Origin of the sequence: Paraeggerthella sp. Marseille-Q4926 (assembly GCF_916618935.1) — a bacterium.
Taxonomy (GTDB): domain Bacteria; phylum Actinomycetota; class Coriobacteriia; order Coriobacteriales; family Eggerthellaceae; genus Paraeggerthella; species Paraeggerthella hominis.
The window spans coordinates 101,825-115,029 of record NZ_CAKAKF010000005.1; the positions used below are offsets into that span (position 1 = coordinate 101,825).

The following is a 13,205-nucleotide window of genomic DNA, read 5'->3' on the forward strand; positions in this document are numbered from 1 at the left end:
CTGCGCGCGCCCGCGAACGCGCGAGGGCAACGCTATACTGGCATGATCAAGACGTGACACGAATGGGAGAGTTCCATGATCGAGGTACTGTGGCATGGGCGCGGCGGTCAAGGCGCGTTCACTGCGGCGCGACTGCTGGGTGCGGCCGCATCGCTTTCCGAGGGCCGCTACGCGTTGGCGTTTCCGTCGTTCGGACCCGAGCGACGCGGCGCGCCGATGCGCGCGTTCACGAAGATGGACGATGCGCCTATCGGCGATCGGAGCGCGGTGGCGCGCGCCGATTACGTGGTGTATCTGGACGAGACGCTGCTGGGGTCTGGCTGGGAGCATGAGCTGAAACCTGGAGGACGCGTGCTGGTGAACAGCGCTGCAACCTTCGATGACGAGCGCATCGTGGCTATCGATGCCGACGGAATCTCCGCTTCTTTTTTGGGGCGCCCCATTCCTAACACGGTGTTTCTTGGGGCGATCGCGGGCCTGTGCGATCGGGTGTCGCTCGAGGATCTGGATGAGGCGATTCGCCAGTACATGCCGGAAAAACTGCACGGTAAGAACCTGGCAATCGTGGAGGAAGCGCTCCGGCGGATGGCCGATGCTTCCGATGCCGAAGCAATCGATCGGCCGCCTGTTGCGGGGATTGCGGTTGAATCCGGCGAAAGCGATCTGCGCGCGGAAAACTTCGAGGCGGCCGAAGGCTTGGATGGCTCGCCCTCGGAATCGCCCGCTCGTCCGCCCGCGCGCATCTGCACCTTGCGCAGCGGGGACGCTTTGGACCCCGCCGTGTTCGCGCGCACCACGTGCTTCGAGGCAGGTTATCTGACCGCGAAGAACGCTGGCTGGCGCAACGTGCGCCCCGTGATCGACTCTTCTGCGTGCACGGGATGCCTCCAATGCTACTGGCTGTGTCCGGACGGCACGGTGTTCAAGGTTGACCAGGCTGCGTCCGTCGGCGCTCCTGTTGCCATCGACCTGGACTTCTGCAAAGGCTGCGGCGTGTGCGCGAAGGCTTGCAAGTTCAATGCGATTGCCATGATTCCCGAAAGCGAGGCGGATGCCCGATGAAGAGGTTCCTTTCCGGCGACGAAGCGCTGGCGGAGGGCGTGCGCCTGGCGCGTCCGCAGGTCATCAGCGCGTATCCCATTACGCCGCAAACGGTGGTGGTCGAGCGTTTGAGCGAGATGGTGGAAGAAGGCACGCTTGCCGCCGAGTACGTGCACGTGGAGTCCGAACATTCGGCGCTGTCGTGCGCCATCGGCGCGTCGGCTACGGGCGCCCGCACGTTCACGGCTACGTCGAGCCAGGGCTTGCTGTACATGGCAGAATGCCTGACCTATGCATCGGGCGGGCGGTTTCCCATTGTCATGATGAACGCGAACCGTGCAACCGCGCTGCCGTGGAACATCTACGGCGACCAGCGAGATTCGCTCGCCTTGCTGGATCACGGTTGGATTCAGGTGTATGCGCAGGACAACCAAGAGGCGCTCGATCTTGCGCTTATGGCGTATGCGTTGGCGGAGGACCCGGCGGTTATGACGCCGGTGATGGTGAACCTGGACGGTTTCGCGCTCACGCATACGTACGAGACCGTGGACGTGCCTTCGGCGGAGCAAGCGGACGCGTTTCTGCCGCCTTACGAGCCTGCTGGGAATCACTTCGATTTCGAGCATCCCGTGAACATCGGGTTTTCGGCAGGCCCTGAGTACAACCGCTATTTCAAGTACTGGGAGCATCGCGACATGCTGAACGCTCCCGACGTGGTGGAGCAGATCGAGCGGCGCTTCGCCGAGGTGTTCGGGCGCCAATACACCGGCATGATCGAAACGCTGAACTGCGAAGATGCCGACGTTGTCCTGGTCACGCTGGGGTCGGCTGCAGGCCTTGCGCGCTCCGTGGTGGAGCAGCTGCGCGCCGAGGGCGTTCGCGCGGGCATGCTGCGCATTCGCTACCTGCGCCCCATGCCCTCGGAGCTGATTGCCGAGGCGCTGCGAGGCGCGAAGGCGGTGGGCGTTCTGGAGAAGGATATCTCGTTCGGTTCGGAGGGAACCGTGTTCACGAACGTCAATTCGGCGCTGCAGCAGGCGGGCGTGTGCGTTCCCACGTACAACTTTGTAGGAGGTTTGGGCGGCGACGACATTTCCGAATCGCAGACGATCGGTATGTTTCGCGCTCTCCAGCAGGTGGCCGACGGCGCGGGGTCCGGCAGCTTGCCGCGCGTGTCGTTTTTGGGCGTTGATGACGTTCCGCCGACCTGCCAGCCGACGGAAGCAGCCGACGCTGCGGCTTCCGTCGCTGATTCATGCGAACCTGCGAGCTGCGACGAAAGGGGGCGATAGGAATGGCTCTCAATGCGAAGACCATAGCCAACGACGAGTTTTTCTTCGGTCACAAGGCATGCGCGGGGTGCGGCGGTTCCCTTGCCCTGCGCGCTGCGCTTAAGGTGCTGGGCCCGAACGCTGTGGCCGCGCTGCCGGCGGGCTGCATGAGCGCTGTCGGCTTCAATTTCCCGCAGCTTTCCTTTGCCAACAACGCAATGATCACGCCTTTTGCGGCTACGGCAAGCGTGCTGACCGGTATTGAGGCCGGGCTGCGCGCGCAGGGAAAGAAGCCCGACGATTGCACCGTGGTGGGCTTTGCGGGCGATGGCGGCACGGCTGACATCGGCATCCAGGCGCTGTCCGGGGCGATCGACCGCAACGACGACGTGTTGTACATTTGCTACGACAACGAGGCGTACATGAACACGGGCATCCAGAAAAGCTCGCTGACGCCTTTTGGCGCCAAGACCACCACGACGCCTGCCGGCCGCAACGTGCACGGCTGTCTGACGCAGAAGAAGAACATGTTCGAAATCGTGGCGGCGCACGGCATTCCGTATGCGGCCACGGCAAGCGTTGGCTACCTGAACGACTTCGTCCGCAAGGTGGAGCGCGCCCGGGACATCAAGGGCACGCGCTACATTCACGTGATGGCTCCGTGCCCGACAGGGTGGGGCTGCGGCGTGGACGAGATGGTGGACATCGCGAAGGATATCGTGGATACGGGCTTGTGGTACCTGGCCGAGTACGAAGGCGAAGCGGTGTGCGGCCAGTACGGAGGCCGCTTCAAGCTGAACAGGAACCCGAAGGATTTCGCCAGCGTTGAGGCGTACCTGCGCAGGCAGGGCCGCTTCAAGGCGCTTTCCGATGACGAGATCGCCAGCGTTGAAGCCGGTCGTGACGCTGCTTGGGAGGCCATGCGCCGAGATTGGGCGTGAGTGGGGCTTTAAGGATGCGAAAAGACGCCGCTTGAACAGCGGCGTCTTTTTTTCGAGGCGGAGGGACGGGCTGCTGGCCGCGTCCCTCCGTCTCGTTTTTTGCCTCGCTCTCCCTATACAGTAAAGCAATCACATGATATAGTGTAATCTATCAAAAGATAGTAAAAGGGAGGTAATCATGTCGCATGATCTGACTTCGCAGGATATTAAGAGGATTCGGGAAAAGTACGGGCTGACGCAGCAAGGGTTTGCGCGCTTGTTGGGACTTGGCGAGGCTAGCGTGGTTCGGTACGAAAACGGACAAACTCCCAGCAAGGCGAATGCGAACCTCATTCGTGCTGCGGATGATCCGAGGTTTCTTGCGGATTGCCTTGAGCGCGACGGGGCTTTGCTTGCGGACAGCCAGCGCGAGAAAACCGAGAAGATCGTGTATGCGCTGGTTTCTTTCGACGAGGATGGAGACGTCATGGACATCAACGAACTGTACGAAATCACGCTTCAGCAGGAGGTTCTTAACGAGCAGGCTGCGCAGCTGATGGGGGAGATCTCGCGACTGCTTATCGCTGCTCGCAATGGAGGGGATGTCGCTTCTGCGGCGGTCTATGAAGACGTGTATATGCAGCTTGCCATGGTCAAGCCTCGCATTATCAGTGAAGGTCATTTGGACAAAGTGAAGCTTTTGGAATTGAAGGCGCAGATCGAATGCTTGGGGCGCGTGGCGGAAAGTCGCAAAGTGAAAGCTGCGTAACATGGCAGGTATTGAAGAGTACTCGAATGAGGAATTTCAGAACGGGTTTCAAGGGATCGTCAGCGCCCTCGTGGCAGATGGGAACCTGGCGCCCCTCAGCAGCCCGCGGGCTGTTTTGCTTGGCGGGCAGAGCGGTGCGGGAAAAACAACGCTGCACAACATCTTTCTTATCGCCCAGAAGGGCAATGCGATCATCATAAATGGTGACGAGTACCGGTCTCATCATCCGCGATTCAGGGAAATCAGTGCGCGGTATGGAATTGATGCTCCGTCGTATGCGGCAGCATGGGCTGGAAGCATGGTGGAGGCGCTGGTTGACGCCCTTTCAACTGCAGGGTACAACCTGATCATCGAAGGAACGCTGCGGACATCCGAGGTCCCACTCAAGACGGCAAGGCTCTTGCGCGATCGGGGATACGACGTTTCGCTGGCACTGATGGCGGTGAAGCCGGAACTATCGCTGGTAAGTTGCCAGCTGCGATACGAGCAGATGCGTATTGCGGGTACAGAGCCTCGGGCGGTCGACCCGAACCATCATCTTTTGATCGTTGAAAGCATCGTCAGTAACTTGAAAGTGCTTGAGGAATCCGGGTTGTTCGATACCGTAAGCTTGTACGATCGCGCCGAGCGCCGATTGTTCTTCAGCAAAGATGACGGCGGGTATGCGTGCGATGCGCTCGAGCGAATCTTGTTCGGTGAGTGGAGCGACGAAGAGCGCTTGCACTTGGCGTATCTGGAACGAAAGCTGGCTGAGCTGAAAACTCTTGGCTGATCGCCTTGCTTTCGGCGTTTGTGCTGGCGGGATCCATCCTGGTCAAACCCGTGCGGGCTGGAATATGGTACCCTGCTGAACACAGGGAACGGCGAAAGGGATCCATATGGGGACGGCCAGCACGACTGAGCGCATCCGCGAAATCGGGGCGGATATCGAATCCGAGGTCATCGCACTCAGGCGCGAGTTGCACAAGCATCCCGAGTTGAGCGGCAAGGAAACGCGGACGCAAGAAGCTCTTTGCATCGAGTTGGGCAAGCTGGGCGTGGAGTATCGCCGTGCAGCAGGGACGGGCGTAATCGCCACTATTCGCGGTGAAGCGAAGGGTGCGTACGACGCCGACGGTAATCCTGCCAAGCGCGTGGCGTTGCGCGCCGACATCGACGCTCTTCCCGTGACCGAGCAGACGGGCGCGCCTTACGCTTCGCAAAGCGAAGGGATCATGCACGCATGCGGCCATGATTGCCATATGGCTATGATGCTGGGCGCCGTTCGCATTCTGAACGGCTTGCGCGATCGGCTTTGCGGCGAGGTTCGCGTGCTATTCCAGCCTGCGGAGGAGATATCTATCGGCGCGCTCAAAATGATCGAAGACGGTGCGCTCGACGGGGTCGACGCGATCTACGGGGCTCATATTTGGAGCGAAGTGGATGCCGGGAAGATTTCGTGCGAGCCCGGACAGCGTATGGCTCATACCGATTGGTTCCGCATCGATATCGAAGGCGTTAGCGCACATGGATCCATGCCGCACAAGGGTGTGGACGCCGTGGTGGTGGGTGCTGAAATGGTGACGGCTTTGCAGATTCTGGTCAGCCGAGACGTTTCGCCGTTTGAACCCGTGGTGGTTACGGTGGGGGAGTTTCATGGCGGCGAAGCGCGCAACATCATGGCGGGGACGGCTTACCTGACCGGCACGGTGCGTACCTGGAGCGATAAGCTGCGCGCCGAAGTGCCTGACCGTTTGGAGCGCATTGTGGGGAAGATCGCTCGTGCGTTCAACGCTGAAGCTCGGTTCACGTTCGAGCCGGGCAATGCGGGCTTGGCGAATGACGTTCAGTGCGCGGAAGCGGCGCGGCGCGCTGTTGTCGAGGTGCTGGGGGAAGAGGCCGTCGGCAGTTACGAGGGTACGCTTTCCGGCGAAGACTTCAGCGAGTACCTGCGTCTGGTTCCCGGAGTCATGGCGTTCGTGGGTACGCGCAATCCTGCTGTGGGCGCCGAGCATCCCCAGCACAGTTGCTACTATGAAGTGGACGAAAGCGTGCTGGTCAAGGGATCCATGGTGGCTGCTCAGTGGGCGGTCGACATGTTGAGAGAAGGGTAGGAGTCGTGCGCTTCATTATCTCGCCCGCCAAGAAGATGAACGTAGCGGACGATATGTTCGCATGGCGCGAGCTGCCGGCGTTCGTTGACCGTGCCGAGCAGCTGGTCGAAGCTGTGCGGGCTCTGACGTATGAAGAGGCGAAGGCGCTGTGGCAGTGCAGCGACGCGCTTGCCGAACTCAATTTCGATCGCTTCCGCACGATGGACGTGTCCGGTGGCGCGGGCTCGCTTGTTCCGGCGGTACTTGCGTACGAAGGCATCCAGTACCAGCATCTGGCTCCGCACGTTATGACCGCCGCGCAGCTGGAATACGTGCAGGAGCATGTGCGCATCCTGTCGGGCCTTTACGGCGTGCTACGTCCGTTCGACGGCGTGGCGCCGTATCGTCTTGAGATGCAAGCCAAGTTGGCGGTGGGCCCGGCGCGCACCTTATACGAGTTTTGGGGCGATTCGCTGGCGCGCGCGTTGGCTTCGGAGGCTGACGTTGTGGTGAACTTGGCTTCGGTCGAATATGCGAAAGCGGTGCTTCCGCATGCGAAGTGTCTTGGCTTGCAAACCGTCACGTGTTTGTTCGGTACGATCGATGCGCGCGGCCGCTTGGCGCAGCGTTCGACGGCTGCCAAGGCGGCTCGCGGTTCCATGGTGCGCTGGTGCGCCGAATGCGCCGTCGAGTCCGTCGCTGATCTGCGCGCGTTCGACGTAGCTGGCTATGCGTTCGACAAGGCGCGCTCTACTGACGACTGCCTGGTGTTTGTGCAGTAGGGAACAGAAAGCGTTTGCGGCGATCCTCACTTTGCGAATCAGCGTTGGGCCGGCGGGTGAGCGTCTGATGTCCTTGACGGCTCGCGGATTTGGGCGCCCTCTTTCGGCTCGGCTAGCTCCTTTTGCAGTTTGGCGTACGGCTAACGGATCCCGGCCGCGTTCGCCACGCCGAACGTCTCTTCACCTTGGCTGCTCAGTTTGAACTTGAGCGGTCGGCGGCTTGTCGTTTCAACAAGATCGGTCCGTTCTAGCTCGGATGCGTATTTGCGAGCGCTTTGGGCTGTGACTTCAAGGTGCGTCGCGGCGTCCTGCAGCGTCACGTCCGCGTTCGCGCCGAAAAGCGACACCTGCACCACTTGGTACAGCAAATTACATGCCCGCTCCGACAAGTCAAACTCAGCGCGCACGCTGCCGAGTTTTTCTTCGGCTTTCATCAGCGCTTCCCGCTTTGCCTGCAGCTCGGCTACCAGTTCGTCTTGAGCCGTCCTGATCAAATTCATCATTTGCAGCACGAAGAACGTGCCCTCGGCATGGTTAAGGGGGTGCTCAGTTACCGAAAACGCCTGATAGTACACTCCTTTATGCTCGGCGATAACGCGCGAAAGCGATAGCGTGGTGGGTAGGGACAGCGGACTGCTCAAGTGCAGCGCCAGCAAGAATCGGCCCGTTCTCCCGTTTCCGTCATAAAAGGGGTGGATGTGCTCGAACAGGTAATGCGAAAGCAACGCACTGTACAGTTCCGGCACTTCCTCGGAATTGACCAGCCTGATCATAGCGTTGAGATACGAGATTATGGCGGATTCGGGTTGCACGCCACGATGGACTATCCGTTGCGAGGACGCCTTGACGTCCACGCCATCGGCGCGGAACAGCTGGCCGTCAAGCGCGTCGCCCGAGTCGAGCGTACCCGCCACGACGGCGTCGTACAGCGCACGGATGTCCTCAGGAGTCTTGGGCGGCACGACGTCGCCGCTCGTCAGGCCAAGGTACAAGTGAGCGAATTCCATGAACTGCTTTGTCCGCCGATTCTCCCCGACAGGCTGCTCGATGCTGTCGATAGCCTCCCTAATCTGCTTGCGCGTGCTGCGAACGCCTTCCATTTCGTTCGTGCATACCACTTCGTCGACGATGAGGTTGCGTACGTAAGCGCCCTGCGCAATGCCGGGTAAGGCACTCCATGATCTTGACACCTTGCGCTCGGCGCGAAGAACCTGCTCCGTGACAAGAGACAGCTCGCGCGGCACGGCAAGAAAAAGCTCGCCTGTCTCTACGTTGATCCCGGTCCTGAATGACGAAGCGGCCGTGAGGCGCTTGCGGGCTTCACGCTCGTTTTCGCCCTTGCGATCGCTCGAAGCGTCTTCGTAAAAGAGCCTGTCCATTCTTTTGTATGCCATACCGTAAGACCTTCTTTCGAATGCTTTTCACGATTTTAACGCATGTTAATACTATCTAATAGTGAAAAATCTCAATATTTCACTATTAGATAGTATTGCAGAATACTTTATGATGAATACGCCTGTCCGGTAGCGGTTGGCTAACAACTTAAAACACAGGCCAACGCGAAGGGGCTCTCGACGACGTCGAGGAAGCTTGCGAAGGGGGCGCGGCTTCGATCTGCTGACGCAGGAGAGGCCTTGTTCGTCCGCTTGCGATTAAAACGATCGAGGTCTGCGCGCAAGAGTTTGATTGCCCCTGCGAAGTCGTGAAGTCGATCGATAACGCTTCGCTTTCGCGCCGCAATCACTATAATGGGAGCATTCGCGAATAAACGACCCTCTGCGCGGACGCGCGCGGGCGGTGCCGACCTGACGAGGAAAGCAACATGACCATGAAACCTTACAATCCGCACGAGATCGAACCCCGTTGGCAGCAGGTATGGGCCGACACTGACCTCAACAAGGTGACCGAGGATGCCTCGAAGCCTAAGAAGTACGTGCTCGAGATGTTCCCCTATCCTTCGGGCGACATTCACATGGGTCACGTGCGCAACTACACCATCGGCGACGTGATCGCCCGCTACTCCAAGATGCGCGGCTTCGACGTGCTGCATCCCATGGGCTGGGACGCGTTCGGCCTGCCGGCGGAAAACGCGGCCATCAAGCACAACAGCCACCCGGCTACGTGGACGTACGCCAACATCGAAACCCAGAAGGCCAGCTTCAAGCGCATGGGCTTCTCGTACGACTGGGACCGCACCGTGGTGGCGTGCGATCCTGAGTACTATCGCTGGGGCCAGTGGATTTTCCTCCAAATGTGGAAGAAGGGCCTGGTCGAGCGCCGCAACAGCCCGGTGAACTGGTGCCCGAACTGCGAAACCGTGCTGGCGAACGAGCAGGTGACCGAGGGCGAGTGCTGGCGTTGCCACGGCGCGGTGGAGAAGCGCGACCTGACGCAGTGGTACTTCAAGATTACCGACTACGCGCAGGAGCTCCTCGACGACTTGGATCAGCTGGACGGTTGGCCCGATCGCGTCAAGCAGATGCAGGCGAACTGGATCGGTCGCTCCGAGGGCGCGGAAGTCACGTTCACGTTGTGCGGTGCCGACGGCGAGGTTCCGGCCAACCCGACCGATGACGATCTGATCACCGTCTTCACCACGCGTCCTGATACGTTGTTCGGCTGCTCGTTCTTCCTGCTGGCCCCCGAGTACAAGGGCCTGATGAGCTTGGTCGAGGGCACGGAATACGAACCTGCCGTCCGCGAGGTGGTCGAACAGGCGTCCAAGGTGAGCGCTGTCGAGCGCGCGCAGGGCGATCGCGAGAAGCACGGCGCGTTCACCGGCCGTTACATGGTGAACCCCATCAATGGCGAAAAGGTGCCGGTGTGGGTTGCCGACTACATCGTGAGCGATTACGGCACCGGCGCGGTCATGGCTGTTCCGTGCGGCGATCAGCGCGACTTCGAGTTCGCGCGCAAATACGACCTGCCCATCATTCCCATCATCTTGGGCGAGGACGACCCGCTGTTCGATCAGCTGAACGGGGTGCAGGATCGTCGCGTCACCTCGGTCGATTGGGACCATGCCTACGATGCCGAAGGCGTGCTGGTGCAGTCCGGCAAGTACACGGGCATGGTGGGCGGCAAGCACAGCCCGGCGGTTGACGCGATCATCGCCGACCTCGAAGCGGCCGGAAAGGGCCGCACGAAGGTCGAGTTCCGCCTGCGCGATTGGCTTATCAGCCGTCAGCGCTATTGGGGCAATCCCATTCCTGCCGTTCACTGCCCGACCTGCGGTTTGGTGCCCGTGCCCGAAGAGGATCTTCCGGTGCGCCTGCCCGAGGACATCGATTTGGCTGCTGGCGAGACGCTGGCTACCCACGAGGGCTTCGTGAACACGACGTGCCCCGTGTGCGGCGGCCCGGCTAAGCGCGAAACCGACACCATGGACACGTTCACGTGTTCGAGCTGGTACTATCTGCGCTACACCGATCCTCATAATGACGAGCTGCCGTTCGATCCTGCGAAGGCGAACCGTTGGATGCAGGTTGATCAGTACATCGGCGGCATCGAGCATGCCATCCTGCACCTCCTGTACAGCCGCTTCTTCACGAAGGTGCTGCGCGATTTGGGACTGCTGAACGTGGACGAGCCGTTCGCGAACCTGCTGTGCCAGGGCATGGTAAAGGACGAGCACGGTGAGACCATGTCGAAGTCGAAGGGCAACGTGATTGCGCCTGAGGACATGATCGCCGAATACGGAACCGATGCCGTGCGCGCATACATCCTGTTCATGGCTCCGCCTGACAAGGATCTGCTGTGGGACGAAGGCGGCTTGGCTGGCATCTACAAGTTCATGAACCGCGCGTGGCGCATCGTGTGCGACCTGATGGGCACCGCCGATGAAGAAACGCTGTTCCAAGCGGGATCTTCGGAGGACGAGGGCAAGAAGGCTCTTGAGAAGCTGGTACGCGAGCGCCATCGCGTGGTGGGCAAGGTGGCCGATGACTTCGATCGCAACAACTTCAACACGGCGCTTGCCGCCATCATGGAGCTGACGAATGCGGCGAGCGATTACCTGCGCAAGTGCTCCGCGGACGAGCGCGCCGCAAGCGCGTTCTCACAGACGTTCGATCGCGAGGTTGCCGAGGTTATCGTCAAGCTTATGGCTCCGTTTGCCCCGCATTGGGCCGAAGAGCTGTGGCATGACGCACTGGGCAACGAAGGCTCGGTGCATGTGCAGCTGTGGCCCGAGTTTGATCCCGAGCAGGCGAAGGCTGACGAAGTGGAGCTTGCAGTTCAGGTGAACGGCAAGGTGAAGGCGAAGATCACGGTTGCTGCCGATGCCGCCGAAGACGATATCAAGGCCGATGGTTTGGCTGCCGTCGAGGCTGCTTTGGCAGGCAAGGACGTCAAAAAGGTTGTCGTGGTTCCCGGTCGCTTGGTCAACATCGTAGCGAAGTAGGGCGGCAGGCAAGATGGATAATGCGAAAGCGGCTCGGGTATCCGAGCCGCTTTCGTTGAGGGGGGGGTCGATGAGGCGTTATCCCACGTAGTCGGCGGCGTTGTTTCCCGCTACACGACCAAACGTGTAGATGTCTGCCATGGATGTGGATCCTAGGCGGTTTGCCCCCATCTTGTGGCCGGCCACTTCGCCTGCAGCGAAGAGTCCGGGAATGGGATTGCCGTTCGCGTCGAGCACCTCGGCGTTCGCGTTGATGTGCAGGCCTCCCATGGTGTAATGCACGGCCGGCTTGTACGCCATGATGTAGTAGGGCGGCGTATCGATCTTATGCATGGTTCCGCGGTAGGCGAAATCGGGATCGGATCCTGCGTCTACGTAACTGTTCCATTGCTCGATTGTCTTTGCGAGCGCGGCGGCATCGATGCCGAAAGGTTTGCAGGCTTCTTCAAGCGTATCTGCTTTCGTACAAAGATTCCGTGAAACGAGGTTTTCAAATTCGTCTGCATGGATGTCGACCACTTTAGTCTCGTCTGCAGCCGCCTGATCCCAGATTTCGTAAGCGCGTTCGTCGGTCTGTTTGAGAATGGCTTTGGACAAAACGTCTCGTCGGCCAAGTTCTTCGACGAAGCGTTTTCCTTCCTTGTTAAACATGACCGTGCGTTCGTCCAGGCGCATGTCGTCCAAATACAGCAGCGCTCCGGTGTTTACATCGCAGATGGGATAGGTTTGGATGAGTTCCATATCTACGAGCTCGGCACCGATAGCGGATGCCATGGTAAGTCCGTCTCCCTGCGCTCCTACCGAATCGGTTGAATTGAATTGCTTCCCAAACTCAGGATTTGCCTGCTCGCGCATTTCGACGTTTGCGCCAAACCCGCCGCATGCCAGTACGACGGCTTTACATTCGAAGGAGTATTCGTTACCGGTGACGGTATTCGTTGCCTTGATGCCGCCAATGCCTCCATTCGCATCTTGCACGAGCGCGGTTGCTTTCGTGTTGTCGATGAGCGTGATGTTATCGATTGACTGGGCCCGGGCGGTCAACTTGGTCGTCATGGCGTTGCCTATGTGTCCCGAAGGAATGATGGAGCGCTTGACCGAGTGGCCGCCGAAGAACAGAAGGTTGTGCTCCCAAGATATTCCTCCTTCGTAAGTGAGCCATTGCGCTGCGTCGTACACGCCGTTTGCGATGACGTTCACTAGGGCAGGGTCGCCGCGGTGGTCCCCGCCTTCTAGCATGTCATTCGCCAGCTGTTCGGAGCTGTCGCTTAATCCTGAGTTTTGCTGGATCCAATTGCCGGGCACGGCCATCTCTCCTCCGGACAATGCGGTGGAGCCCCCGAATACTCCTAGCTTCTCCATGAGCAGTACCTTCTGGCCCTTGTTGGCCGCGCTAATGGCGGCAGTAAATCCTGCGCCGCCTGTACCCACGACTACAATATCAAACGCTGTGGGTATATCGCTCTCTGGCTGTTGCACGGCTCTGTCGCGTTTCTTCCATTCGGATGACTTCTCTCCTGCCTTGTCAAGTGCTTCAGCAACGGCGGTGAGGTACGCCATGCTGGATAGCGAGGCGCCCGTCACGACGTCAACGTTCAACGTTTGATTGTCGACGATGAGCTTGCCCAGCTTTTTCATGCACACATCGCCCAATCCTGCGGACTCGCGAGAATCTAATACATCAATACGTTCGATAGCGCCATCTTTCGAGACAACCTCGATCTGTATGGCGCCGTGCTTTCCCATGCCGCTGCCGACGGTTGCGATGCTTGCGTCGGCGGACCGCTCTTTCGCGGCGCTTCCTGATGACGTGCATCCGCCCAATGTCAACGCGCCTCCTGCCGTCGCTAACGCAGCACCCGTAAGAAACTGTCTACGTGAAAGTCCTGCCATCTTGTTCATCCTCCTTGTTGTATCCGGTCCCGCCTCCCATGGTGCGCCACCTTTT

At 59.8% G+C, this 13,205-nt stretch carries 10 protein-coding genes; 8 read left to right on the plus strand and 2 right to left on the minus strand.

Annotated features, from left to right (window positions below):
* Nucleotides 1-75 precede the first annotated feature (75 nt).
* The 7 genes from LG373_RS11350 (at nucleotide 76) to yaaA (ending at nucleotide 6,855) form a co-directional block, all read left to right on the plus strand.
* Entirely contained in the window at nucleotides 76-1,062 is a 987-nt protein-coding gene (locus LG373_RS11350; protein ID WP_114566173.1) for a 2-oxoacid:acceptor oxidoreductase family protein, read from the plus strand.
* Nucleotides 1,059-2,333 (plus strand): transketolase C-terminal domain-containing protein, encoded by a 1,275-nt coding sequence (locus LG373_RS11355; RefSeq protein WP_114566174.1) that lies wholly within the window; start codon nucleotides 1,059-1,061, stop codon nucleotides 2,331-2,333. Before LG373_RS11350 ends, LG373_RS11355 begins: the two co-directional genes overlap by 4 nt.
* A gap of 2 nt (nucleotides 2,334-2,335) precedes the next feature.
* On the plus strand, nucleotides 2,336-3,253 hold the full coding sequence (locus LG373_RS11360) for a thiamine pyrophosphate-dependent enzyme (RefSeq protein WP_114566175.1): 918 nt from the start codon (nucleotides 2,336-2,338) through the stop codon (nucleotides 3,251-3,253).
* 178 nt (nucleotides 3,254-3,431) lie between these two features.
* The gene (locus tag LG373_RS11365) at nucleotides 3,432-4,001 is read left to right on the plus strand and encodes a helix-turn-helix domain-containing protein (RefSeq protein ID WP_114566176.1); all 570 of its coding nucleotides are present in this window, start codon (nucleotides 3,432-3,434) and stop codon (nucleotides 3,999-4,001) included.
* Nucleotide 4,002: 1 nt separating this feature from the next.
* Nucleotides 4,003-4,773, plus strand: coding sequence for a zeta toxin family protein (locus LG373_RS11370; RefSeq protein WP_225749824.1), 771 nt, complete (start codon nucleotides 4,003-4,005; stop codon nucleotides 4,771-4,773).
* Nucleotides 4,774-4,879: 106 nt separating this feature from the next.
* Complete coding sequence (locus LG373_RS11375) at nucleotides 4,880-6,094, plus strand: amidohydrolase (protein WP_114566178.1); 1,215 nt, start codon at nucleotides 4,880-4,882, stop codon at nucleotides 6,092-6,094.
* Between the two features lie 5 nt (nucleotides 6,095-6,099).
* The gene (gene yaaA / locus LG373_RS11380) at nucleotides 6,100-6,855 is read left to right on the plus strand and encodes a peroxide stress protein YaaA (RefSeq protein ID WP_114566179.1); all 756 of its coding nucleotides are present in this window, start codon (nucleotides 6,100-6,102) and stop codon (nucleotides 6,853-6,855) included.
* Between the two features lie 140 nt (nucleotides 6,856-6,995).
* On the opposite strand, the gene LG373_RS11385 is transcribed toward yaaA, so the two are convergent.
* Nucleotides 6,996-8,249, minus strand: coding sequence for a Fic family protein (locus LG373_RS11385; protein ID WP_225749825.1), 1,254 nt, complete (start codon nucleotides 8,247-8,249; stop codon nucleotides 6,996-6,998).
* 434 nt (nucleotides 8,250-8,683) lie between these two features.
* Here LG373_RS11385 and leuS point away from each other — a divergent pair, with 434 nt between their 5' ends.
* Nucleotides 8,684-11,257 (plus strand): leucine--tRNA ligase, encoded by a 2,574-nt coding sequence (leuS, locus tag LG373_RS11390; protein WP_225749882.1) that lies wholly within the window; start codon nucleotides 8,684-8,686, stop codon nucleotides 11,255-11,257.
* A gap of 78 nt (nucleotides 11,258-11,335) precedes the next feature.
* Here leuS and LG373_RS11395 read toward each other — a convergent pair whose 3' ends face one another.
* A complete protein-coding gene (locus LG373_RS11395) occupies nucleotides 11,336-13,150 on the minus strand; it encodes a flavocytochrome c (RefSeq protein WP_225749883.1) in 1,815 nt (604 codons plus the stop codon).
* Between the last annotated feature and the right edge of the window lie 55 nt (nucleotides 13,151-13,205).